19 protein-coding genes are annotated in these 25315 nt (G+C 64.9%); 10 read left to right on the forward strand and 9 right to left on the reverse strand.

All coding sequences use genetic code 11. From position 1 onward, the window contains the following. Nucleotides 1–65: 65 nt before the first annotated feature. Both FXB38_RS11115 and FXB38_RS11120 read right to left on the reverse strand, forming a co-directional pair. Nucleotides 66–1727: a pilus assembly protein TadG-related protein gene (locus FXB38_RS11115; RefSeq protein ID WP_148750900.1), complete on the reverse strand. Its 1662-nt coding sequence runs from the start codon at nt 1725–1727 to the stop codon at nt 66–68. A 1-nt stretch (nt 1728) separates the two neighbouring features. Next, entirely contained in the window at nt 1729–2139 is a 411-nt protein-coding gene (locus FXB38_RS11120; RefSeq protein WP_148750901.1) for a TadE/TadG family type IV pilus assembly protein, read from the reverse strand. 363 nt (nt 2140–2502) lie between these two features. Between FXB38_RS11120 and murA the strand changes: the two genes are divergently transcribed. Further along, nucleotides 2503–3798, forward strand: a complete 1296-nt coding sequence (gene murA, locus FXB38_RS11125; protein WP_148750902.1) for a UDP-N-acetylglucosamine 1-carboxyvinyltransferase — start codon at nt 2503–2505, stop codon at nt 3796–3798. Between the two features lie 184 nt (nt 3799–3982). Further along, a complete protein-coding gene (locus FXB38_RS11130; RefSeq protein ID WP_187434801.1) occupies nt 3983–5374 on the forward strand; it encodes an MATE family efflux transporter in 1392 nt (463 codons plus the stop codon). A 133-nt stretch (nt 5375–5507) separates the two neighbouring features. Here the strand turns inward: FXB38_RS11130 and FXB38_RS11135 are convergent, their stop codons facing one another. Both FXB38_RS11135 and FXB38_RS11140 read right to left on the reverse strand, forming a co-directional pair. Then, complete coding sequence (locus FXB38_RS11135; RefSeq protein ID WP_148750904.1) at nt 5508–5912, reverse strand: VOC family protein; 405 nt, start codon at nt 5910–5912, stop codon at nt 5508–5510. Between the two features lie 35 nt (nt 5913–5947). Continuing rightward, complete coding sequence (locus tag FXB38_RS11140; RefSeq protein WP_148750905.1) at nt 5948–7063, reverse strand: FUSC family protein; 1116 nt, start codon at nt 7061–7063, stop codon at nt 5948–5950. A 118-nt stretch (nt 7064–7181) separates the two neighbouring features. On the opposite strand from FXB38_RS11140, the gene FXB38_RS11145 reads away from it, so the two are divergent. Further along, complete coding sequence (locus FXB38_RS11145) at nt 7182–8549, forward strand: MmgE/PrpD family protein (protein ID WP_148750906.1); 1368 nt, start codon at nt 7182–7184, stop codon at nt 8547–8549. Nucleotides 8550–8556: 7 nt separating this feature from the next. On the opposite strand, the gene FXB38_RS11150 is transcribed toward FXB38_RS11145, so the two are convergent. After that, nucleotides 8557–10008 (reverse strand): serine hydrolase domain-containing protein, encoded by a 1452-nt coding sequence (locus FXB38_RS11150; protein ID WP_430640168.1) that lies wholly within the window; start codon nt 10006–10008, stop codon nt 8557–8559. A 146-nt stretch (nt 10009–10154) separates the two neighbouring features. Further along, nucleotides 10155–11216 carry a helix-turn-helix domain-containing protein gene (locus FXB38_RS11155; protein ID WP_148750907.1) on the reverse strand — a complete coding sequence of 354 codons (1062 nt, stop codon included), beginning with the start codon at nt 11214–11216 and terminating at the stop codon, nt 10155–10157. Between the two features lie 222 nt (nt 11217–11438). Between FXB38_RS11155 and FXB38_RS11160 the strand changes: the two genes are divergently transcribed. The 3 genes from FXB38_RS11160 (at nt 11439) to FXB38_RS11170 (ending at nt 15861) form a co-directional block, all read left to right on the forward strand. Continuing rightward, complete coding sequence (locus tag FXB38_RS11160) at nt 11439–12356, forward strand: pirin family protein (protein ID WP_148750960.1); 918 nt, start codon at nt 11439–11441, stop codon at nt 12354–12356. A gap of 78 nt (nt 12357–12434) precedes the next feature. Further along, nucleotides 12435–13349: a phosphoribosylaminoimidazolesuccinocarboxamide synthase gene (locus FXB38_RS11165; RefSeq protein WP_148750961.1), complete on the forward strand. Its 915-nt coding sequence runs from the start codon at nt 12435–12437 to the stop codon at nt 13347–13349. A gap of 295 nt (nt 13350–13644) precedes the next feature. Next, nucleotides 13645–15861, forward strand: coding sequence for an SLC26A/SulP transporter family protein (locus FXB38_RS11170; protein ID WP_148750908.1), 2217 nt, complete (start codon nt 13645–13647; stop codon nt 15859–15861). A 127-nt stretch (nt 15862–15988) separates the two neighbouring features. On the opposite strand, the gene FXB38_RS11175 is transcribed toward FXB38_RS11170, so the two are convergent. Then, nucleotides 15989–17482 (reverse strand): NAD-dependent succinate-semialdehyde dehydrogenase, encoded by a 1494-nt coding sequence (locus tag FXB38_RS11175; protein ID WP_148750909.1) that lies wholly within the window; start codon nt 17480–17482, stop codon nt 15989–15991. Between the two features lie 122 nt (nt 17483–17604). Continuing rightward, on the reverse strand, nt 17605–17925 hold the full coding sequence (locus tag FXB38_RS11180; protein WP_148750910.1) for a hypothetical protein: 321 nt from the start codon (nt 17923–17925) through the stop codon (nt 17605–17607). 339 nt (nt 17926–18264) lie between these two features. Between FXB38_RS11180 and FXB38_RS11185 the strand changes: the two genes are divergently transcribed. Together FXB38_RS11185 and FXB38_RS11190 are read left to right on the forward strand one after the other, a co-directional pair. Continuing rightward, nucleotides 18265–19458 (forward strand): serine hydrolase domain-containing protein, encoded by a 1194-nt coding sequence (locus tag FXB38_RS11185; RefSeq protein WP_187434802.1) that lies wholly within the window; start codon nt 18265–18267, stop codon nt 19456–19458. Nucleotides 19459–19611: 153 nt separating this feature from the next. After that, nucleotides 19612–21306: an AMP-binding protein gene (locus tag FXB38_RS11190; RefSeq protein ID WP_148750911.1), complete on the forward strand. Its 1695-nt coding sequence runs from the start codon at nt 19612–19614 to the stop codon at nt 21304–21306. Nucleotides 21307–21479: 173 nt separating this feature from the next. Here the strand turns inward: FXB38_RS11190 and FXB38_RS11195 are convergent, their stop codons facing one another. Then, a complete protein-coding gene (locus tag FXB38_RS11195) occupies nt 21480–22481 on the reverse strand; it encodes an adenosine kinase (RefSeq protein ID WP_148750912.1) in 1002 nt (333 codons plus the stop codon). Nucleotides 22482–22605: 124 nt separating this feature from the next. Between FXB38_RS11195 and murJ the strand changes: the two genes are divergently transcribed. After that, nucleotides 22606–24138, forward strand: a complete 1533-nt coding sequence (gene murJ, locus FXB38_RS11200) for a murein biosynthesis integral membrane protein MurJ (RefSeq protein WP_148750913.1) — start codon at nt 22606–22608, stop codon at nt 24136–24138. A gap of 93 nt (nt 24139–24231) precedes the next feature. Next, nucleotides 24232–25284: a tryptophan--tRNA ligase gene (gene trpS, locus FXB38_RS11205; RefSeq protein WP_148750914.1), complete on the forward strand. Its 1053-nt coding sequence runs from the start codon at nt 24232–24234 to the stop codon at nt 25282–25284. The last annotated feature ends 31 nt before the right edge of the window (nt 25285–25315 follow it).

A 25315-nucleotide genomic window follows, 5' to 3' on the forward strand; every position in this document is an offset into this window, starting at 1 on the left:
AGAATTCGGCGCACCTATGCGCCTGATCCGGTTCAGCAGGTTACGCACAGTCCCGCGGCTCACGTCTAATTGACGAGCACTGCGCCGTCACAGCGGACGCCCGTGACCCAGACGTCGGCCTGGCCGACTCGCACACCAAGCGTTGACAGGGTCGAGGCGATGAGCTGATCGATCGACGTAGTCGCCCCCGACAGGATCCCGGCCACCGTCGACGTCAAACCCGGGATCGGAAGGCCTGCGCCATTGATGCTGAGCGACAGGTCGCCCAACAGGCTCGACGTCAAGGACGACGCAAAGTTCTGGGTCGAGACCGTCTTCGCCAGCTGAGACTGGATGTCGACATAAGTGAAGGTCACCGGCGTCGCCGACGTATTCCCCATCGCCGCGTGCGCACGGCCGGATACGTTCAGCCCGCCTACGCCAACCAGCACGGCTGGCGGAGGATTGGGCTTGCTGGTGAAGTTCGTCATGTCAGCCATGGAAACATTGCCGATCCAGGCATCGACAATGCCGGGCGTCACGCCGAGATTGACCGTCGAATTGCTGACGTCCGGATGGCTGCAGGAGATGGCATCGAGCGTTGCCGTTCCCTGGGCGATCTCGATGTAAATCGGAAGATTGAGAGCGGGGACGAGACCACTTCCTCCGACCTGGACCGTGAGCAGGATTCTGGTTTGAGCAGTATGCACGCTCGCGCCCTGTGTCCCAAGCGTGACCCATCCCGATCCGACCGGTCTCTCCCCGATCGTCACAACCAGGCTTGCGTTCAAGACGCCGGGAAGCCCGAGATTGACTGACGTTGCGATTTGATGAGTACCGTTGGCCACTTCGGCAATCGCCGAGACGAGACTGTAGACCGAGAGGCTGATGCCGACTTTGGGTTTCTGGCCCACCGTGAGGCCGTTATATGGCCCCAGGTCAATCAGTGAGGCGAGGCTGAGCTTGTTCGAGAGACTCGATACCGCTTGCGAAATAGTCGACAGGGCAATTGTCGCCGAGCTTGCGCCGTTGGCGGCCTGTTGTGCAGCAAGCGCCGCTGCGATGGCATCGGACATCTTGACGTTGCCCGTCAAAAGGCTGTCGTAGGTCACTCCCGTCAGGTTCACGCGTGTCGCAAGGGCCGTCAGGAAATCGAAGGCATCGATCTTGGCATTGATCAGCGACTGATAATCCATCGCAGATAGTGAGAGGCTGGTGCCGAGCATGCCGCCAAGAATGGCGTTCAAGAGGCCGCCATTGATCGATGCCAGCCGTGAGCCGATCGCGAATGACGCGAGAGCGGTGCTGGACGCCGTCGCCGTCGTATTGATCGTGAAGTTGCTGCTGCCGGTAAAGTAGCGCGCGAAGTAAAGCGGCGTCTGAGTATTCAGGGTGACCCGCGCAGCGTTCGCCACGCCGGTCGCTGGCGTTACAAAGCGGGCCTGTGGCGTCACCGCCGAATTCGGCGTGTAGGTGCCGAGGTTCACCGCGACAAGCGAATTGGCAGGAAAATTGTTCTTCACGACGGTTGCGGCCGCCGCATTATAGGCATTGGTGAGATTGCTCGCCGCGACGACCGCGGCAAGATCGGCGGCGCTCTGCGCCTTTCGCCTGTCGGCGAAGATCGCGCCGACGTCGACGGCAAGGGCGGTGCAGCCGATGACCAGCGTCATCAAACCCGCGCCCATGATCGTGAAGTTGCCCGAAATGTCGGCACGAAAGCGATCAATGAGCGATTTGTGCCGCATCTCAAAAGCCTCCGTATGGGATCACTGCCGACCGGGTGATCGGAAATGGCAGGCGTGGCGTGAATGGAAGCGCAAATATGAAGTCGGAAGACGCGTCGTACTGCACCGTTACGATGTAGATATTTGCGTCCGCGCCCGATGGCGCTGCAGTCACGCTGACCTTTGTTGCGTCCAGCAGAGGATAACTTCCAAGGTTCGTCGTGACGTAGGAAGTGGCGAGGCTGTTGCACTCGCTGTCATTCAAGCCGGCGATCGATGTTCGTGCCGCCTCGGCTGCGAGTTGCTGAACACCGTGGACCATCGTGAGATAGGATCCGAATACCACGATACCGAAGATGATCGTCAGGAACACCGGAAGCAGCATTGCGAATTCGACCGCCGATGCACCACTCTCATTTCGCATGAAACGCATTAGAGGAGCCCCTGCTGTACGAACTTCTCCATAGTTTGCCCGATGCCTGTCTTACAAAGCGTATAGGTGACGCAAGCTTAGGTTGAGGGGTTCATAAATGTTGATGGTGCCATAAGATTCAGCTCGTGACCGGCCCCTGACCCGATCGCGGTCACCTATGCCGGGCAAGGCTCATCGTTCTAATTTGCCCTCTCGGGGCGCCACCGGATCCGATCCGTTCTCCTGCTGGGCGCAACATCCGGTCGATTTCCGCAACAAATGAGCCGCAGACGGCGGGGCACAAAATTGATATTGGCGGCAATTCCCTATAGTTTCCGACATGATAGCGGCCCAGCCCAACTGAAACAGGAAGCGAGAACCCAAGTGGCGCCCATCCAATATATCGTCGAGGGCGGTCACCGGCTCTCGGGCTCGATCGAGCCGGCCGGCAACAAGAATTCGGCGCTGCCGATCATCGCGGCCGCACTGCTCACCGAGCATCCGGTGACGCTGGAGAACGTGCCGCGGATCCGCGACACCGAGACCCTGGTCGAGCTGGTCCGCTCGGTCGGCGCGGCCGCGGAATGGACCGCCCGCAACACGCTTCACATCCACGCCAGGAGCATCCGCGCCGCCGATCTCGATCCCGAGCTCTGCGTCCGCATCCGCGCCTCGATCCTGCTCGCAGGCCCCCTGCTCGCCCGCTGTGGCGAGGTGATGCTGCCGCCGCCCGGCGGCGACATCATCGGCCGGCGCCGGCTCGACACCCATATGCTCGCGTTGGAGCAACTCGGTGCCAAGGTCACCGCGACCGACCGGCTGGAATTCCGCGCGCCAAAGCTCACCGGCGCCGACGTGTTCCTCGACGAGCCGAGCGTCACCGCGACCGAGAATGCGCTGGTTGCCGCAGTCGCGGCTGACGGCGTCACCCATTTGCGCAACGCCGCCTCCGAGCCGCATGTGCAGGACCTCGCCAACTTCCTGGTCGCGCTGGGAGCGAAGATCGAGGGCATCGGCACCAACACCATGATCGTTCATGGCCCGGCGACGCTGGGGGAAGCGACCTACAGGATCCAGCCCGACCATATCGAGGTCGGCTCGCTGATCGGTCTCGCCGCCGTGACGCGCTCGCCCCTGCGAATTGTCCGTGCCGGCGTCGAGCATCTGCGCTCGATCCGCATGGGTTTCGAGCGGCTCGGCATCGTCTGCCGCATCGAGGGCGACGACCTCATCGTGCCGTCGAACCAGACGCTGAAGATCCAGGACGATTTCGGCGGCCACGTGCCGAAGCTGGAGGACCAGCCCTGGCCGGCCTTCCCGGCCGATCTGATGTCGATCGCGATCGTCACCGCCACGCAGTGCGAAGGCGTGATCCTGATGTTCGAGAAGATGTTCGAGTCGCGGATGTTCTTCGTCGACAAGCTGATCGGGATGGGCGCGCGTATCGTGCTATGCGATCCGCATCGCGCCATCATCGCGGGGCCGAGCCGGCTGCACGGCGCGACGCTGAGCTCGCCCGACATCCGCGCCGGCATGGCGATGCTGCTCGCCGCCGTCTGTGCCGAGGGCACCTCCACCATCAACAACGCCGACCAGATCGAGCGCGGCTATGAGCGCATCGACGAACGGCTGAACGCGCTGGGCGCGAAGATCCGGCGCGTGCCGGAACGGAAGGGGTGAGGCTCTTTCAACCTGGCACTGGTCTCGTGCCCCGGACGCAGCGCAGCACGTCAGTGATGCGCTGCTGAGCCGGGGCCCATGTCACGGAGATCAGCGCCTGTGGCTTCTGGGTCCCGGCTCGCGCTTCGCGCGTCCGGGACACGAGAGCCATGTTTTCGTCGCCCTGCGATGCTACTGGATAGCCATGCTCGACACTGTTCAACCTCATTCGCAGCCGCAAGCCGGCGCGCAAAGCCATCTCGCGCAAGAGTTCGTCGAGACGTTGCGGCTGGCCATGCCGATGATGCTGACGCAGCTCGGGCAGATCGCGATGATCACCAGCGATCTCGCGCTGATCGGGAGGCTCGGTGAGGATGCAGTCGCCGCTGCGGCACTTGCGCACACCGTCTATTTCGTCAGCTTCACCTTCGGGCTGGGATTGATGGCCGCGGTATCGCCGCTGGCCGCGCAGGCGTTCGGCGCCGGCGACGTCAGGCGCATCCGCCTGTCCTTGCGCGTCGGCCTCTGGGTCGCGCTGCTGATCTCGCTGCCGATGATGGCCTCGCCGCTCTATGGCGAGCGCATCCTGATTGCGCTCGGACAGGCGCCGCATTCGGCCGGCCTCGCCCAGCGCTATCTGAATGGCCTTGCCTGGGGCATCGCGCCGGCACTCGGCTTCATCGCGCTGCGCAGCATGATGAGCGCGGTGAACCGGCCGCAAGCGCCGCTGTGGATCACGCTCGCGGCGATCCCCGCGAATTTCGTGCTGGTCTACTGCCTGATCCATGGCCTGTTCGGCCTGCCCGAGCTCGGCCTGTTCGGCGCGGGACTGGCGACGACGCTCGTCAATCTCGGCACCTTCATTGCCGCGCTCGCCATCGCGGCGTGGCGCAGGCCGTTCGCCGACTATCATCCGCTGGCCCATCTGTGGCGGATCGACTGGCCCTTGATGCGTCAGCTGATCGTGATCGGCGCGCCGATCTCGTTCTCCCTCCTGCTGGAATACGGCCTGTTCTCTTCGGCCGCGCTCTTGATGGGGCTGATCTCGACCGCCGCGCTCGCCGCGCACCAGATCGCGCTCCAGGTCACGGCCGTGCTGTTCATGGTCCCGCTCGGCATCGGCATGGCCGCGACGGTGCGGGTCGGTCATGCCTATGGCCGTAACGAGCCGGCCGGCGTCCGACGCGCGGGCCTCGTCGCAGCCGTGCTCGGGATCGCGTTCGTCGCAGGCCTGACCGTTGCCATCATCCTCGGCCGCTACGAGCTGGGGCGGCTGTTCCTCGGCAGCAGCGAGGCCAGCGCCCCGACCGTCGAGCTCACCGCAACACTTTTGCTGGTCGGCGCAACCTTCTTCATCGCCGATGCGCTGCAGACCATCATGGGTGGTGCGCTGCGCGGCATCAACGACACAAGGATGACATTGGTGTTCGCGGCGATCGGCTATTGGTGCGTCGGCTTCCCGATTGCCTGGGCGCTGGCCTTCCACGCCGGCCTCGGTGCGGTCGGCGTCTGGATCGGACTGTCGATCGGATCGTTCGTCTATGCCGGCCTGTTGATCTTGCGATTCCGGATGTTGACGCACAAGATTGCGGGATGACCAGACCCGTTCGCGAAGTCGCCCCGAATGTCGATGCCGGCAAGGGAGGATTTTGGAGCCGGAGCGATGACGCCGTCGGTCGAGCTGTTCTGCTCCTTGGCGGTCCCTTCAGCTGTCTCGACACAGCCGCTTGTCAAGTTCGCACCGGCTGCCCGATCCCCAGCAAGTTACCTTCGCTATCGCGGAACCAGACGCCCCGCTCCCCAACCCCCTTGCTGGGATAATTCCCGGCAATCTCTGCAATTCCATTGACGGTCTTCAAGCCGGGCAGGTCGTACTCCTCGAACTCGACTCCCCGCGCGCGAAGCTCGCGCACCGTTGCCTCGATATCCTCGACCTCCCATCCCATCTGCGTGTGCGTGCCGGATTGTGTTCCGGCCGAGACGAACAGCGCAAACTCGCTTCCCCCGCAGACATAGCGAAGCCCGCCCGCACGCTCTTCAACCGGCTCGAGCCCGAGTTTCTCGGAGTAGAACGCCCGCGCGCGGTTCAGGTCCTTGGCCGGCAGCCGGGTTGCCACCTTCGCGTTTCCTAACATGCTCTCTCCTTCCTTTGTTACGCATTGCTCACGCTCTATTCCGCGACGCGCGCGGGCTTGTCACCCGCGGCCTCCGACCATTCGCCGATGACGCGGTCGAGATCGCAGAGATTCTGGTGCATCTGCTCCAGCGAGAAGCCGAGCGCGAAGAAGCGTTCCGCGGTGTCGCTCGCGTGGCCGCGGATCAACCCGTCCTGGCGCACGGCCGCGACGGCTTCCGAATAGTGCTGAAGTGCGATGTGCACGGGATGGATCGGCGGCGCGCCGGCGCCCTCGCGCAAGGCTTCGGCCGCGGATTTGAGGAAGCGCAGGAACGCCGCACTGACTTCCGCCAGCGGGCCGGCGAGCCTGACCTGCACCTCGACCGGCAGCGGCACCACGGTGGCGCGGCCGATCATCACGACGTCGTGGCGCAGCCGCAGAATCGTACGCAGCAGCGGGCCGGTGTCGGGACCGCTCGACAGCCGCGCCGAACGCTCGCGCTCGGCCTCCGCACCGATCGCATTCATGCCCACCATGGCGGTACCGATGCCGTCCTGGATCCGGTGCAGCGCATCGTTGTCGCGGCCGCGGGTGAGGCCCGCGAGCAGCTCCGTAAAAGCCTCAGCAATCAGCTCGAGCAGTTTTGCCGCGCTGGCGCGGATCTGCCGCACCGCGCGCGACGGCAACACCAGGAACGAGACCAGCAGTCCGGTGATGGCGCCGACCGAAACCTCGCTGACGCGATCGATCGCCGATGCCAGCGGATCGGCATGATGCATGGTCGGGACCAGCAGCACGATCACCGCGGTCACGGTGGCGGTGCTCAGGGTCGGATAGATCGACGCGATGAAGGCCAGCGGCGCGACCGCCAGCACCAGCAGCCCCAGCAGGCCGGCTTCGCTGGAATAGGGGATCGTGATCGCGATGGCGCCGCCATAGATGGCGCCGCCGATGGTGCCGAGCATGTAGTCGCGCGTCGCCTTCAGCGAACGGCCGACGCTCATCTGGGTCACGATCAGCGAGGTCAGCACCGCCCAGAGCGGCAGCAACAGATGCAGCGCGGTCGCGATCGCATAGGCGGCCGTCGCCGCCACCGTGACCCGGAGCGCCAGCCCCAATTGCGTCCGCCGCGACCGGATGCGGTCGAACAGCTCCTTTGCGCCTGCCATCGTCGAATGTCCCGATCCTCGTTGACCAGCCAGAAGCATAGCTGATGCCCGCGGCTCCAAGGCCGCTTGAAAGGCAAAATCAGCCCGCCTAATTTGCCGGCCAAAACGAGGAAACACGATGGCTCACGAAACCGCAACGCTCGCCGCCTACGTCGCCGACCTGAAATTCGCGGATATTCCGGCGGAGGTGCTGGATCGCGCCAAGGTGCTGACGCTGGATTTCCTCGGCAGCGCCATCCGGGCGCGGAGCGAGGCGGAATCGACCCCATCGATCTTGAAGATGCTGGAAGCGCTCGCGCTCGACACCAAGGGCTCTTCCACCGTGTTCGGCGACAGCAAGACCTGGACACCGGCGGTGGCGGCGCTGCTCAACGGGGCGCTCGGCCATTCCCTCGATTTCGACGACACCCATGCGGACTCCTCACTGCACCCGAGCGCGCCGGTGGTTCCGGCCGCGTTTGCCGTCGGCGAGATGGTCGGCGCCTCAGGGCGCGACGTGCTGACGGCAATCGTGGCGGGCTACGAGGTCTGCTGCCGGCTCGGCAATGCGCTCGACCCGACCTCACATTATGCGCGCGGCTTTCATCCGACCGCGACCGCCGGCACCTACGGCGCGGCCGCGGCGGCGGCAAAACTGTTCGGGCTCTCCGAGGCGCAGATCATCGCCGCCTTCGGCGTCGCCGGCAGCCAGGCGGCGGGCTCGCTGCAATTCCTGACGAACGGCGCCTGGAACAAGCGCTACCAGGTCGGCGCCGCCGCGATGAACGGCGTGATCGCCGCGACGCTGGCGCGCAACGATTTCGTCGGCGCGACGGAATCGATCGAAGGCAAGCACGGCCTGCTCGCCGGCTACACCGACGACGCGCATCCCGACAAGGCGGTGGCCGGGCTCGGCAAGACCTACGAGACCATGAAGATCGGCGTGAAACCATATCCGAGCTGCCGCTACACCCATGCCGCGATCGACGCGCTGATCGCGATGCGGCGCGAGCACAATCTGACGCCCGACCAGGTCAAGCGCGTCGAGATCGGCTTGCACCGCAACGGCATCACCCTGACCGGCGATGCCGCGACCAAGCGGCACCCCACCTCGATCGTCGGCGGCCAGTTCTCGATGTTCTTCACCGGCGCGCTCGCGCTCGACCAGGGCTCGTTCGGCTGGGACGATTACAACCGCCTGGGCGATGCCGCGATCGACGCGCTCGCCGACAAGTTCGACGTGGTGCAGGACGACCGGCTCGAGGTCGGCCGCACCCATCCCTTTGGCGCGCGGGTCAGCATCACCACCGATGACGGCGTGCACGAGCGCCTCTACGCCGATCCTTCCGGAGAGCCGACATCGTTCCCGGATGCGCAGGCGATGCAGCAGAAATTCCTGACGCTGGCGCGGCCCGTGCTGAATGCACGGGCCGACAAGTTCGCCGATGCGATCATGACGCTGGAGCGGTTCGACCGCGTGGCAAAGGCGACGGAATTGGGACGGTAGTAGCCGCCTAGTTCGCCCCCGCCATCTTCCCTTTCTCGCGCGTGGTCGCCACCACGTCCCGCACCAGATCGAACACGCCATCCCCCTCCGGCGGCCAATTCGGCGAGCGGCCGAGGCGCACGATCACCAGCCGCTCCGACGGGATCACGATCGTGTACTGCCCGATCGTGCCTTTGGCGAAGAAGGCATCGCGCGGCCAGCCGTGGGTGACGCGAAACTTCACGCCAAAGCTGTCGCCCTGGTTGGTCCAGAAGCCGGCGCCGATGCCGACCCACGCGTTTGGCGTGGCAGTCGCGGAATAGTTCACCCAGCCCTCGGGGAGGATGCGCTTGCCGCCGGCGACGCCGTCGTTGAGATAAAGCTGGCCGAAGCGCGCCCAGTCGCGCGCGGATGCGAGCATCTCGCCGGAGCCCTCGATCGTACCGGCACCGTCGAGCTGGAGCGTGACGTTGTTCATGCCGAGCGGGGCAAACAATTCGCGGCGCGCGAAGGCAAGCGCATCCGCGGGCTTGCCGCCGGCGGCGTTGCGGATCAGATGCGCGAGAATGATGGTGTTGCCGTCGTGATAATTCCACACCGTGCCCGGCGCGGTCGCGAGCGGCGCGCGCTCGGCAAAGCTGGCCATATCGTCTTCGGCGCATTTCATGGCATTAACCGGCTCGAGCGCGGAGCCGAGCCAGGCCTCCAACGAGCTTCCGAGCGCAATGCCGGCGGTGTGACGCAGCAACTGATCGACGGTGATGACATGCCGCGGATCGTCCAGATTTTGCCAGGCGGCAATTGGCGCGGGCCCGTCGAGCTTCAACTTGCCCTGGCGCACGAGAATGCCTGTCAGCGCCGACATCACCGACTTCGTCATGGAGAAGCCGAGCAGCTGCGTCTCCGGCCCGACACCATCAGCATAGCGCTCGGCAACGACGCGCCCGGCCTTCATGACGACGATCGCGCGGGTGCGGCGATAAGGCGGTTGTGCGGGCTCGGCGAAAGCGCGGTCGAGCGCGGCGGATAGCCCCTGGCTTTGCGGCGGCACCAGTCCCGGGCCGGCGATCTCGGGGAGCAACGCCGGCTGCTTGTCGTCAGGCGGCACCGCGACGTCGACGAGCCCCTGGTCGTGCTCGAGCGTGCAGCCGAGCCCCTCGCGATAGACGGCGTGGCTGCGGCCGATGCCGAACAGGCTCACGGTGACATCCTTGCGGGCGCGATCGACCCGAACATCCATCGCCCAGGTCAGGAGACCCGCACCCGGCATCGCATCGGTGGTCTCGGCGAGGTCGCGCATGGGATCGAGGCCGGAGACGAACGTCTCCGAGCAGAGCGTGTCGGCGATGAAGCCGGTGGCAACCTTCGGCACGTCGCGGGCCCGCGCCGCGCCGAGGGCGAGGCCGGCAAAGGCGATGGCGGTAGCGGTGGCGGTGGCGGTGGCGGTGGTAGCGAGGATGATCTTGCGGCAGCGGGTCACGGGCTTTCTCCTGCTTCGGGGCGAATGGCGGAGAAGGAGCCGGATGCGGGCGAAGCGTGCTCGCCGGATTTGAAATACGACCTCGTCGAAACTGACCGGCGCTAGCCGAACTTGAAATTCTAATATGATTCCAACGAGATAATAATCTAGACCGCATCAACCTTGAGCCGCCGATACTCCGTCGGCGTCACGCCCGTGACCGCCTTGAAGGCGCGATTGAAGGGGCCGAGCGACTGGAAGCCGGCGTCCATCGCGATGGTGATGACGGGAACCTCAGCCTGGGTGGGATCGGCGAGCGCGGCCTTGGCCTCCTCGATCCGGTGATTGTTCAGAAACACATTGAAGTTGCGATAGCCGAGCCGCTGGTTGATCAGCCGGCGCAGCCGGTATTCCGGAATTTTCAACCGGCCCGCCAGCGCGCCGATGGTGATGTTCTCCTGACGATAGACCCGCTCGTCCGCCATCAGCCGCATCAGGGCGTCGATGAGCTTTTGATCGGCGGCGTCATCGGTCGCAGGCTGACTGAAAACAATCGCCGGTGCGGGCTCCGTCGCGGCCGGAAACAGATCCGCCCCGTCAACCCGCATCATGGCATAGACGATCGCCGCGACGGTGCAGGCGAGCACCCCGGCATTGATGGTTTCGGCGACATCGCCGACGTGGTGCCCGGCGACCGCGATCTGGAGCACCGCGTTCAGCCCGCCATAGAGCGCGGTTGCGCAGACGATGAAGACTCGAGCGCTGCGGCGGCGCTCGACCAGGTCGGCCGGCCAGGAGGCGATCGTCTGCCCGATCGCAAGCGCAATGAATCCGAGCACGATCAGATTGACCACCGTCACCGAGAACCGCACATGGCCACTGGGTGCAATCCAGACGCAGCCCGCGAAGCTGAAGGCCGTCACCAGCGCCCAGACCGATCCGTGCCACCAGCGGAGGCGAAACTCGTCGTCGAACAGGGAGCGTGTGAACAGCCAGAACACCACCATGGTGCCGGTCGACAATGCGATCAACGGTGCATGCCAGAGCGGGATCCGCGACGTGACATCCAACGAATAGCTCACAGCATGCGCGGCCGCGCCCAGCGCGAAGGCCGCGCCGAGGCGGGCGGCCAGCACATTGCGGAAGTCGGCGAGCAATGACGCCGCCAGCACCAGCAGCAACGCAACGCTGGCGGCGCGAAAGGCGAGATCGATTGCGGCAAGTGTCATCGGGCGATGCGATCGGGCGCGGTTGAAACCAGCCAAACATCGTTCGTTGCGCCAGCTTTTTCAAGGACCATCCTCATCTACAGATGTCATCGCCCGCGAAGGCGGGCGAACCAGTACTCCGAGGCGCGGGGAATGACAGCGAGTTTGTGGAACAGCCTTTGTCGCGACGGCGATGCGAAATTCTGCTACCATCGCGTCCAAGAAAGTCAAAAGGAGTCCACCATCAGCTGGCAACCCTCCAACGACCCCGTGCTCGGCGATCCCATGTCCTGCGACGCGCTCGATCTCGTCATCGTGCCGCGCACCCGCGATCTCGGCGACGGATTCGCGGTGCGGCGCGCGTTGCCGCATGGCAAGCGGCAGATGGTCGGGCCGTTCATCTTCTTCGATCATTTCGGTCCGGTGCAGTTCGTCTCCGGCAAGGGCATGGACGTGCGGCCGCATCCGCATATCGGGCTTGCCACCGTCACCTATCTGTTCGACGGCGCGATCATGCATCGCGACAGCGAGGGCAACGTGCAAGAGATCGCGCCGGGTGCGATGAATTTGATGACGGCCGGCCGCGGCATCGCGCATTCCGAGCGCACGCCGGATGCGCAGCGCGCCTCGGGTCAGCAGATGCTCGGCCTGCAAAGCTGGATCGCGCTGCCGGCCGGCTCCGAAGAGATCGATCCCACGTTTCAGCATTATGCGGCCGGCGAGCTGCCGATGATCTCCGAGCGCGATTTTACCGCGCGGGTGATCGCCGGATCCGCCTTCGGCATCGCCTCCCCGGTGAAAATGGTCTCGCCCTGGTTCTACACCGAGGTCACGGCTGTTGCGGGTGCCAGTGTGCCGCTCGATCCTGACCACGAGGAGCGCGCGATCTACGTGGTTGACGGCGAGGTCGAGATCGCGAACGAGCGCTACGAAGGGCCACGGCTGCTGATTTTCCGCCCCGGCGACCGCATCACCGTGAAGGCGCTCAGGGCCACGCGGATGATGTTTCTCGGCGGCGATGCATTGGAGGGCCCGCGCCACATCTGGTGGAATTTCGTCTCCTCCAGCAAGGAGCGGATCGAGCAGGCCAAGCAGGACTGGAAAACCGGCCGCTTCACCGCGGTTCCGCAGGAACATGAGTTCATTCCGCTGCCGGAATAGGCTAATCCAGTGTCCGGCCGTGCCATCAGGCGCGGCCGGATGTCCTGCCTTAAAGCCTTCCGTCCGAAAGCGCTGCCGATGACCACGATGCTCTCCAGCGACCTGCCCCTGACCAAGATCGGGCGTGGCAAGGTGCGCGATATCTATGCCGTCGATGACGACCGCCTGCTGCTGCTGACCACCGACCGCATCAGCGCCTTCGACGTCGTGATGGGCGAGACCATCCCGATGAAGGGCGCGGTGCTGACCCAGATCAGCGCGTTCTGGTTCAACAAGCTCGAAGGCGTGGTGCCGCATCACATGATCAGCGCCGACACCGACGAGATCATCGCAGCCGTGCCGGCGCTTAAAGCCCATCGCGCCGAGATTCTCGGCCGCGCCATGCTGTCCCGCCGCACCACGGTGTTCCCGATCGAATGCGTGATCCGCGGCTATCTCTCCGGCTCGGCCTGGAAGGAATATGCCGGCTCCGGCACGCTGGCGGGCGAAAAACTGAAGGCCGGCCTGGTCGAGAGCGAGAAGCTCGAGCCCTCGATCTTCAGCCCCGCAACCAAGGCCGAGACCGGCCATGACGAGAACATCACCATCGCCAAAATGCGTGAGGTCGTCGGCAACGAGGTCGCCTACACGCTCGAAAGCATGACCCGCGCGATCTACACCCTCGGCGAAGAGCTGGCGCGCGAGCAGGGCATCATCATCGCCGACACCAAGTTCGAGTTCGGCCGCGACAGGGACGGCCGCATCATCCTGATCGACGAAGTCATGACGCCGGACAGTTCGCGGTTCTGGGCCGTCGATGCCTACAACCCCGGCCAGCCGCAAGCGAGCTTCGACAAGCAGCCCTTGCGCGACTATCTCGACGTCGAGCGCCGCGCCGGCCGCTGGAACGGCGACGCGCCGCCGCCGCCGCTGCCCGCGAGCGTGGTGGATGCAACCGGCAAGCGGTATCTGGAAGCGTATCGGCGGGTGACGGGGCGAGAGCTGAAGACTTAGCTCCGTCATTGCGAGGAGCTCTTGCGACGAAGCAAATCCAGACTGCCACCGCGAAGAGACTCTGGATTGCTTCGCTACGCTCGCAATGACGCGGAAGGGCTGCTGCGCCCCTCCAGCACTGTCAACCTAGCTCCATCACCGCCGTCATATGATTGCCTATTCACACGCCGTAGGCCGCATCCTCTCCGGATGCCCGAAAACTGTCGGCTATCTCATACTTGCAAGAATTCTGTTGCGCTAGGCTCGCAGTCGTCTACCTCTCCGGGCGGGTATTTTCATGAGCGAGTGTGACGGCGTGACAAATCCTGCAATTGGCTTCGATCCGGTCACCGGGGTCAGCCCGTCCGTCAAGCGTGCGCTGAATGATATGCTGGGCGGGGGTGCTGCGAGCATCCTCACTCTCACGTTCGGGCTGTCCTATGCGCTGCTGATCTTCGCCGGTCCGCTCTCGCCCTATCTGTCCTACGGCATCGCTGCGACCTTCATCAGCTCCGCGGTGCTTGCCGCCGTGATCGGGCTCGGCAGCTCCCTGCCCTTCGCAATTGCCGCCCCCGACAGCTCGACCGCGGCCGTAACAGGAATTCTGGCGGCCTCGCTGGTCGAGCACATCGAAGCGGCCAATCTGTCGGCACCGCTGCTCTCGCCGGTCCTGATCACGCTCGGCCTGTCGACGGTGCTCACGGGAATCGTGCTGTGCGGGCTGGGCCTGACGCGGATGGGCCGCGCCATCCGCTACGTGCCCTATCCCGTGGTCGGCGGCTTTCTCGGCGCCACCGGACTTCTCATCGCCCTCGGCGCGATCAGGGTCATCACCGGTTACCCGGTGCAGCTCACGACGCTGCCGCGCTTCGCCAACGGCACCACGCTGCTGGAAATCGGGGCCGCCTGCGCCATGGCGCTGGTGCTGTACCTGACCTGGCACCGCTCACGGACTCCGTTCGGGCTGCCGATCATCCTGATCGGCGGCGTGCTCACGGCGCATCTGGCGTTCTGGATCTCGGGTGTCTCGCTCGACCAGGCACGTAGCATGGGCTGGACCTTTCAGCCGCCGCCGCAGGCCGCATTCATGCTGCCCTGGCACGCCGACGACCTCGCCCGCTATCCCTGGTTTGCCGTGCCGGACCTGCTCGGCAATCTCGTCGCAGTCATCTTCGTCACCGCGTCGAGCACGCTGTTCAACACCACCGGCATCGAGGTCGCCGTGCACCGCGAGGCCAATCTCGAGCGCGAGCTGAACGTTACGGGCGCGGCCAACATCCTTAGCGGCGTGCTCGGCGGCTATACCGGCTGCAGCTCGATCAGCCGCTCGATCCTCAATTTATCCAGCGGCGGCCGCGGCCGGCTCTCCGGCCTCACCGCCTCGGCGCTGTCGCTGCTGATGCTCGCGATCGCGCCAGAGCTGCTCGGCTTCATTCCGAAATTCGTGCTCGGCGGCCTGCTGCTCTATCTCGGCGCCGACCAGCTGCACAAATGGATCATCGAGTCGCGCAAGCGGCTTTCGAAGCTCGAATATCTGTCGCTGGTCGCCATTATCGTCATCATCGTGGCCTGGGGTTTCGTGCCGGGCATCCTGATCGGCGTCATCATCGGCTGCGCGACCTTCGCCTTCAGCGCGGCGAGGGTCGAATCGATCAAGTACAGTTTTGACGGCTCCGAATATCGCTCCTCGCTCGACCGCTCGCGCGACGACCAGGAGGTGCTGCTGGCCCATGGCGGCAAGATCCAGGGGCTCAACCTCCAGAGCTATCTGTTCTTCGGCTCCGCCAACCGGCTCTACCAGCACGTCAAGCAATTGCTCCAGCAGCGCCCGGAGTGCCGCTATCTGCTGTTCGACTTCAAGCTCGTCACCGGCGTCGACTCCTCCGCCGCCTACAGTTTCGCCCAGATCAAGCGCAGCGCAGGCGATCTCGGCGTCGAGCTGATCCTGGTGCATCTGTCGGCGGCGGCCGAGAAGGTGCTGCGTGCCAGCGACTTCGTCGGCGAAGGCGTCACCATCATCGGCGAGCTCGATCACGCGCTGGAATGGTGCGAGAACGAGCTGATCTCGCAGCACCAGGGCCTGGCGCAGGAAGAAGCGAGCCTACGCGACTGGTTCGCCGGCATTCTCGACAGCGAGGACGACGCCGACGAGCTGATCCGCCGCTGCCAGCGCATCGAGGTCGAGGCCGGCGAGGTTATCGTGCAGGCCGGCGATCCCGCCGATTCCATGCACTTCATCCTCGACGGCCGCGTCGGCATCATGATCCCCGCCGACGACGACCGCACCACGCGCGTGCGCAGCCTGGGGCGCTACACCACGATCGGCGAGATGGGCCTGGTGTCACAGACGCCGCGCAGCGCCACCATCCAGGCCGAGGTCGACAGCGTGCTCTACGTGCTGAACACCCACCAGTTCGACGCGATCAGGGAAGAAGACCCCGCGCTCAGCCACAAGCTGCTGACCTATTTCGTGTCGGTGATGGCGGAGCGGCTGACGTTCGCAAATAGGACGATCGCAGTGCTGCGGCGGTGATCAATACGTAACCCAGAAGGTCGTCATGCCCGGGCTTGTCCCGGGCATCCACGTTCTTTGTACCGCGGGACAGGACGTGGATGGCCGGGACATGCCCGGCCATGACGAGGAGGAAGCAGCAACTGCCTCACACCCCCGCCATCATCACGTATTTGATCTCGACATATTCTTCCATGCCGTGACGCGAGCCTTCGCGCCCCAGGCCGCTTTCCTTGACGCCGCCGAAGGGCGCGACTTCCGTCGTGATCAGGCCGGTGTTGACGCCGACCATGCCGGATTCCAGCGCTTCGGCGACGCGCCAGACGCGGCCGATATCGCGGGAGTAGAAGTAGGACGCGAGGCCAAACGGCGAGGCGTTGCACATCGCGATCACGTCGGCCTCGTCCTTGAAGCGGATCACCGGCGCGAGCGGGCCGAAGGTTTCCTCCTGCGCCACCAACGAGTCCGCCTTGACGTCGGCAAGCACGGTCGGCTCGAAGAAGGAACGCCCAAGCTCGCTGCGCTTGCCGCCTGTCACGACCTTGGCGCCGCGCTTGACGGCATCGGCAATGTGACGCTCGACCTTGTCGATCGCCTTCATGTTGATCAGCGGCCCTTGCGTCACGCCGCTCTCGGTGCCGTCGCCGATCTTCATCGCCGCGACCTTCGCCGACAGCTTCTTGACGAACTCGTCATAGATCTTGTCCTGGGCGTAGATGCGATTGGCGCAGACGCAGGTCTGGCCCATGTTGCGGTATTTCGAGACGATCGCGCCTTCGACCGCCGCGTCGATGTCGGCGTCGTCGAACACCACGAACGGCGCGTTGCCGCCGAGCTCGAGGCCGAGCCGCTTCACGCCGACGGAGGCCTGCCGGTAGAGGATCTTGCCCACGGCGGTCGAGCCTGTGAAACCGACGAAGCGCACCGCCGGATGCTCGCACAGCACCTTGCCGATCGGCGGCGCGTCACCGGTGATGATGTTGAGCACGCCCTTGGGGATGCCGGCCTTCTCGGCGAGCACGGCCAGCGCCAGGGCCGAGAGTGGCGTCTCGTTGGCGGGCTTGAGCACCACGGTGCAGCCCGCGGCCAGCGCCGGCGACACCTTTCGGGTGATCATGGAGTTCGGGAAGTTCCATGGCGTGATCGCGCCGCAGACGCCGATCGGCTGCTTGATCGCGAGCAGCCGTGCATCAGGCCGTTGCGTCGGGATAGTCTCGCCATAGACGCGGCGGGCTTCCTCGGCGAAGAACTCGATATAGGCGGCGCCGATATCGACCTCGCCGAGCGCTTCTGAAAGCGGCTTGCCCTGCTCGGAGGTGAGGATCAGCGCGAGGTCCTCGCGGTTGGCGGTGATCAGCTCGAACCATTTGCGCAAAATATTGGAGCGCTGCTTGGCGGTGTGCTTGGCCCAGGCCGGGAAGGCGCGGTGGGCTGCTTCGACCGCCTTGGTGGTGTCGTCCGCGCCGAGCTGCGGGACCTTTGCGATCTCGACGCCGGTCGCAGGATTGTTCACGGCAAAGACCGGCGTGCCGACCCAGGCGCCGTCGATGTAGCAGGCCTCCTTCAGGAGCGAAGGGTCCTTCAACCGGTCACGCAGGGTGGCGGTGGCGTGCTGGGCGCGTGCTGCGGCGGTCGGCGTCATGGCGTTACTCCTCGAACGATCATTTGGGGGCGATCGGATCGGCCGGAATATAGGGACTGACGGCGCGCAATGCACCGTCCCGCAACGCACATCTGCCGGGAGCTAAACTCGGAGCGGGAAGGTTACGCCGCGCCGCTCATATAGGTCTCGCGCCGGCCGATCATGCGCTCGGCGGCGGCCTTGGCGCCGGCTTTCGAGGAGGTCGCACAGGTGCGATATTCGAGATCGGGCGCATCGGAGGTGTCGCGGCGGCCGAACCAGGATTTTGAGCCGACCGGCAGCAGGGCCAGCGCCTGCGCCAGATTGTCGACCGCGCCGAAAGAATAGAGCGCACCGGTGCCGGCGGTGCGGACCTCGTAGATGCCGGGCGAAATCGGAGCTTCGAGATTGTCGCCCCGTCCGGGACGGGGATAACGCTTCCATTCGCTCCAGGTCGAAATCATCTCGGGTCCTCTCGCGGCCAGTAGACAGCCGCCAAATTTGCATCAAGTCTTAACGTCAGCTGCCGATCGGGCCTTAAGCTGAGCGCCGCAACGCACAAAATGTTTCAAGTGCTCCAAACGTTCGAAACATATCGCCTGAGCCTATCCATGGTCACGGCGAAGTGCGGCCTTCCACCGCAGATTGTGAAGAAGTGTTGCAGATCAGTCGTCCCGCGCCGGGCCGGGACCGTCAAGTCACGACATCGCGACCGCAAGGTGGATATGGCCACGCTTGCCGCGCAGCGGATGCGGGAGGACAATCGATCGCTTCCAACAATAATCAAACCGGAGGAAACGCGCATGCAAGGCAAAGCTGAGATCGACGGGATTCTGAGCAAGACAAGCGACGCCAAGGAAATCCCCGGCGTTGTCGCGATCGCCGCAAGCGGTACTGAGGTCCTGTATCAGGGTGCATTCGGCAAGCGCGATCTGTCCAAGCCCGATGCGATGACCGCGGACAGCGTGTTCTGGATCGCCTCGATGACGAAGGCGGTGACGAGTGCCGGAGCGATGCAGCTGGTCGAGCAGGGCAAGCTCTCGCTCGATGCGCCGATCGGATCGCTGCTGCCAGATCTCGCGCAGCCGCAGGTGCTGGAAGGCTTTGATGCCAAGGGCGAGCCAAAACTGCGGCCGGCGAAGAGCGCGATCACGCTGCGCCAGCTGATGACCCACACCGCCGGCTTCGCCTACAACATGTGGAACGGCGATCTCGCGGTCTATCTCGAGAAGACCGGCATCCCCGCCATCACCACCTGCCAGAATGCCGCGCTGAAGACGCCTGTTATGACCGATCCCGGCACGCGCTGGGAATACGGCACCAACATCGATTTCATCGGCAAAGCCGTGGAAGCCGTCAGCGGCAAGCGTCTCGATGCGTATCTGCGCGACAATCTGTTCGCACCACTCGGCATGTCCGACACCGGCTTCAAGATCACCGACGACATGCGCAAGCGTCTGGTCGGCATGCATGCCCGCGGCGAGGACGGCCAGCTCGCCGCGATCCCGTTCGAGCTCGAGCAGGAGCCGGAATTCCACATGGGTGGCGGCGGGCTCTATTCCACCGCTGGCGACTACATCAAGTTCACCCAGATGATCCTGAACAAGGGCCGCGGCAACGGCAACCAGGTGCTGAAGGCCGAGACGATCGCCATGATGGGGCAAAACCAGATGGGCGATCTCAACATGACCAAGATGACCACGGCGGCGCCGATCTACACCAACGACGTCGATCTCTATCCGGACCAGGTGAAGAAGTGGGGCCTCAGCTTCATGATCAACACCGACAAGACCGCAGAGGGCCGCAGCGCAGGCAGCCTCGCCTGGGCTGGCCTCGCCAACACCTACTACTGGATCGACCCGGCGCGCGACGTCACCGGCGTGATCCTGATGCAGCTGTTGCCGTTCGCGGATGCGAAATGCCTGCAGGCGTTCGCGGGATTCGAACGCGGCGTCTATGCCGGGCTCGATGCGGGGAGCGGGCAGAAGGCGGCCTGAGGGGCTGAGAACTCTCACCAAACGTCATGGCCGGGCTCGTCCCGGCCATCCACGCCTTGCCTTGCTGCACGGAGAACGTGGATGCCCGGGACAAGCCCGGGCATGACGACTGAGAAAGATCACGCCGACCATCTTTGACGAGAGGATTTCGATTTGGCGGATAAAAGTGACAGTTACGTTTGCGGCATTTCGGATACGCCGCTGCTCGGCGACACCATCGGGCGCAGTCTCGACCACGCCGTGCGGCGCTGGGGCACGCGCGAGGCGCTGGTCTCGCCCAGCCACGGCGTACGATGGACCTGGATTGAATTCGCCGAACGCGTCGACGCGCTCGCCGCGGGCTTTCTCGCGCTCGGCCTCGAGCGCGGTGAGCGGATCGGCATCTGGTCGCTGAACCGTCCGGAATGGACACTGACCCAGTTCGCCGCCGCCAAGGCCGGCCTGATTCTGGTCACGATCAATCCGGCCTACCGGCTCAGCGAGCTGGAGTTCGCGTTGAAGAAAGTCGGCTGCGCAGCGATCGTCACCGCGACGGCATTCAAGACCAGCCAATACATCGAGATGCTCAACACGCTGCTGCCGGAGCTGGCGAGCGCCAAGCCACGACAGCTGCAGGCGGCACGGCTGCCAGCCTTACGGATGGTGATCCAGATCGGCGGGCCGTCAGCACCCGGCACGATCCCCTTCGAGGACGTCGCGCGCATGGGTGGCGCCGGGCATCGCGAGCAGCTTGCCACGCTCGGCGCGGCGCTTCAGTTCGACGATCCCGTCAACATCCAGTTCACCAGCGGCACCACGGGATCGCCCAAGGGCGTGACGCTGACTCACCACAACATCCTCAACAACGGCTATTTCACCGGCCGCGCGATGCGCCTGACCGAGCAGGACCGCATCTGCATTCCCGTGCCGCTCTACCATTGCTTCGGCATGGTGATGGGCAACCTCGCATCCGTCACGCTCGGCACGACCATGGTCTATCCCGGCGAAGGCTTTGATCCACTGGCGACGCTGCGCGCGGTCGAGCAGGAGAAGTGCACCGCGCTTTACGGCGTGCCGACCATGTTCATCGCGGAGCTCGACCATCCCGAATTCGCGACGTTCAACCTGAAATCACTGCGCACCGGCATCATGGCCGGCGCGCCCTGCCCGATCGAGGTGATGAAGCGCGTCAACACCGAGATGAACATGCGCGAGGTCACGATCGCCTATGGCATGACCGAGACCAGCCCCGTCAGCTTCCAGAGCGCAACAGACGACCCGCTCGAGCGGCGCGTCTCCACCGTCGGGCGGATTCATCCGCATGTCGAAGTGAAGGTCGTCGATCTCGAAGGCCGGATCGTCAAGCGCGGCGAACGCGGCGAGCTCTGCACCCGCGGCTACAGCGTCATGCTGGGCTATTGGGAGGAGAAGGAAAAGACTGGCGACGTGCTGGACGCCAACGGCTGGATGCACACCGGCGATCTCGCCACCATCGACGACGAGGGCTATTGCAACATCGTCGGCCGCATCAAGGATCTGGTGATCCGTGGCGGCGAGAATCTCTATCCGCGCGAGATCGAGGAGTTTTTGTACCGTCACCCCAAGATCCAGGACGTGCAGATTTTCGGCGTGGCGGACACCCGCTATGGCGAGGAGCTCTGCGCCTGGATCCGTGTCCGGTCCGGCGAGACACTGACGGCAGAGGAGGTCCGCGCTTTCTGCGATGGCCAGATCGCCCACAACAAGATCCCGCGCTATGTGGAGTTCGTCGACGAATTTCCGATGACCGTGACCGGAAAGATCCAGAAATTCGTGATGCGCGAGGCGGTCGAGCAGCGGCTGGGATTAAAGGCGGCGAAGACGGCGTGATGCGGTGAGTGCTCTCACCACACCAACACTGTCATTCCCCGCGAAAGCGGGGAATCCAGTACGCCGTGGTTTCTCCGTATTCCACTAGCGTCTCTGGAATACTGGGTCGCCCGGTCGAGCCGTGCGACGACAGCGGAGAGTGAGGCTCGCAATGACGGGGAGAGAGACGACGACTAAATCGTCAGCCCGCGCTGCTGCGCCAGCTCCTTCAGCGACACCTGCGGACGGGCGCCGATGTGCTGGATCACTTCGGCGGCGGCAAGCGCACCGAGCTCGCCGCACTGCTTGTGCGACAGATCGCGCGAGAGGCCGTACAGGAAGCCGGCCGCGAACAGATCGCCGGCGCCGGTGGTATCGACCAGCTGCTTGATCGGCGAGGCTGGAGCTGCGACGGCGTCGGTCGGCGTCACCACCACGCAGCCCTTCTCGCTGCGGGTGACTACGCCGAGCTTGACGTCGTTGCGCAGCTGCTTGAGCGCGGTGTCGAAGTCGGAGGTCTCGTAGAGCGAGCGTAGCTCGGATTCGTTGGCGAACACGATATCGGCAGTGCCGTTGCGCATCAGCCCCAGAAACTCGTCGCGGTAGCGGCCGACGCAGAAGGAGTCCGACAGCGTCAGCGCCACCTTGCGGCCGGCCTCGTGGGCGATTTTGGCGGCCTTGACGAAGGCTTCCTTGGCCCCCGGCGGATCCCAGAGATAGCCTTCGAGATAGACGATCTTGGCCGCCGCGATCTCGGCCGGATCGATGTCGGCCGGCGACAAATCCTGCGCCGCGCCGAGATAGGTGTTCATGGTGCGCTCGCCGTCGCCGGTCACCAGGATGTAGGAGCAGCCGGTGGCAGGACCGTCCTTCGCGGCCGGCGTGTTGAAGCCGACGCCGGCGGCGCGGATGTCGTGGACATAGAGCTTGCCGATCTGGTCGTCCTTGACCTTGCCGACGTAAGCGGCACGCGCGCCCAGGCTGCCGATGCCGACGATGGTGTTGGCGGCCGAGCCGCCGGAGACTTCCGTCGCCGGGCCCATGTCGGCATAGATCGCGGCCGCCCGCGCCTCGTCGATCAGTGACATGCTGCCCTTGGTCATGCCGTGCTTGGCCAAAAAGCCTTCATCGGTCCGGACCAGCACGTCGAACAGCGCGTTGCCGATGCCGAGAACGTCATATTTCACGTCAGCCATTCACCTTGATCCTGTTTGCCGGATTGCGATACCTGCGGAAATCCGCTTCCTGTCGGCCTGAAATCCGGCTCGCGGCCTATCACGACCGGACCCGCACGGGCAAGCAACGGTATTATAACGACCGATGATCCGCTCCTTCCTGACCGTCTCGACGGGAACACTAGCCTCGCGGCTGCTGGGCTTTGCCCGCGATTCCCTGATCGCGGCGCTGCTCGGCACCGGCGCCGTGGCGGATGCGTTTCTGGCCGCCTTCCAGCTCGTCAATGTGGTGCGGCGCCTGCTTAGCGAAGGGGCACTCAATGCAGCCCTGATTCCGGCCTGGCTGCGCGTCCGTGACCGCGATGGCGAAGAGGCCGCCTCCGCGTTTGCGGGACGCGTGCTCGGGACGGTCAGCGCGGCCCTGTTCGTGATCTCCATCGTGATCGCGCTGTTGATGCCGCTGATCATCACGATCATCGCGCCGGGATTCGTCGGCAGCCACAGGCTCGATCTCGCCGTGCAGAACGCGCGGCTGATGCTGCCTTATCTCGCCTTTGCCGGCCCGGTCACGGTGCTGATGGGGCTGCTGAACGCACAAGAGAGATTTGCGCTCACGGCGTTCTCGCCGCTGCTGTTCAACATCGCACTGATCGCGACAATCGCCGCGCTGCTGCTGGGGCGCGCCGATGCGTCGCTCGCCGCGTGGATGCTGGCGGCGACCGTCGGCATTGCCGGCCTGCTGCAGCTCCTGATGCTGCTGTCGCAACGAAGTGCGCATCTCGCGACACCGTTGCGCGCAAGTTTCGACAAGGAGATGCGCGGCTTCTTTGCCAAGGCGATCCCCGGCATGATCGCAAGCTCCGGGCCGCAATGGCTGATGGTGGCCGGCGCGATCATCGCCTCGGCGACGCCGTCGGCGGTGTCCTGGCTCTATTTCGCCAACCGCCTGATCGAGCTGCCGCTCGGCATTGTCGGCGTCGCCATGGGCACGGTGCTGGTGCCAGAGCTGACGCGGGCGGTGGGGAGCGGCGATCGCGACGCGGTCGCGCATGCGGAATCGCGCGCACTGGAGCTCGCGACCGGGCTCGCGCTGCCCGCCACGCTCGGCCTCGCCGTGTTGGCCGAACCGATCGTGCGGCTGTTGTTCGAGCACGGCGCGTTCGGCACGGAGGACAGCGCGGCCACCGCTCGCGCGTTGATGTGGTTGGCGCTCGGGCTGCCGGCGCATGTGCTGATCAAGGCGCTGTCGCCGGCCTTCTTTGCTCGCGGCGACACGATGACGCCGCTGCTCGCCACGGCCAAAGGCTTTGTGGTTGCGGTCTTGCTCGCCGTCCTGCTCGGCCATTTCTTCGGCGCGAGCGGGATCGCTGCAAGCATCGCGGCGGGCGCCTGGAGCAGCGCATTCTCGCTGCTCCGCAACGGCACCAGCGAATTCGGCTTCTCGGTCGACGCTGCCGGCCGCAAGCGGCTACCGCGGATCGTGCTTGCGGCCGCCGCCATGGGCGCGCTGCTCTGGCTGACGACGGGGCTGATGCCGGTGGAGGCCCACGGCCTGATCCGCTTCATTGTGCTGGGCTTGCAGATCGGCGCCGGAATTGCCGTCTACGGCCTGCTCCTGCAAATCCTCGGCGCGGCGTCCTGGCGCGAGGCGGTCAACGCCCTGAAGCGGCCCGCCTAGCCAGCCCCTGGCGGGCAAAGCCATCGAATTACCCTTGACGGGGCAGCCCCGCTGTTGGAAACGACGGCCCGAATACCTCCAGGAACTCTTGCCATGCCATTCGTTGAACGGGTCTTTTCGGGCGTCCAGCCGACAGGCAATCTGCACCTCGGCAATTACCTCGGCGCGATCGTCAACTTCGTGAAGATGCAGGAAACCCACAACTGCATCTATTGCGTCGTCGACATGCACGCGATCACGCAAGGCCTGGACGTCTGGGGCGGCCCGGCCGAGCTCGCACGCAACACCCGCGAGGTGACCGCGGCGTTCATCGCCAGCGGCATCGACCCCAAGAAGCACATCGTATTCAACCAGAGCCAGGTCTCCGGCCACGCCGAGCTCGCCTGGATCTTCAACTGCGTCGCGCGCATGGGCTGGCTCGGCCGCATGACCCAGTTCAAGGAGAAGGCCGGCAAGGACCGCGAGAACGCCTCGGTCGGGCTGTTCGACTATCCCGTGCTGATGGCCGCCGACATTCTGCTGTACCGCGCCACCCACGTTCCGGTCGGCGAGGACCAGAAGCAGCATCTCGAGCTCTCGCGCGACATCGCCCAGAAGTTCAACAACGACTTCGGCGATTCCATTCGCAGCCACGGCGGCAATGACGGCCTGTTCTTCCCGCTGCCGGAACCCCTGATCACGGGCCCGGCGACGCGCGTGATGAGCTTGCGCGACGGCACCAAGAAGATGTCGAAGTCGGATGCATCGGACAATTCGCGCATCAATCTGACCGACGACGCCGACACCATCGCGCAGAAGATCCGCAAGGCGAAGACCGATCCGGAGCCGCTGCCGAGCGAAGAGAAGGGCCTGGAAGCACGTCCCGAGGCCGACAATCTCGTCGGCATTTTCGCCGCGCTCTCCGGCCGTCCCAAGGCCAGCGTGCTCGGCGAGTTCGGCGGCGGCCAGTTCTCCAGCTTCAAGAACGCGCTGGCGGAGCTGTGCGTCACGAAGCTCGCGCCGATCGCCGGCGAAATGAAGCGCCTGGTCGCCGACCCCAGCCATATCGAGACCATCCTGAACGATGGTTCCGATCGGGCCCGTGCCCTCGCCGAGGAGACCATGAACCTCTCCAAGGACATCGTCGGCTTCGTCCGCCGCCGCTGAAGATTGCGGTTGCGAGCTTGGGCCTGCGCCA

Origin of the sequence: Bradyrhizobium cytisi (assembly GCF_008123515.1) — a bacterium.
GTDB lineage: Bacteria > Pseudomonadota > Alphaproteobacteria > Rhizobiales > Xanthobacteraceae > Bradyrhizobium > Bradyrhizobium cytisi.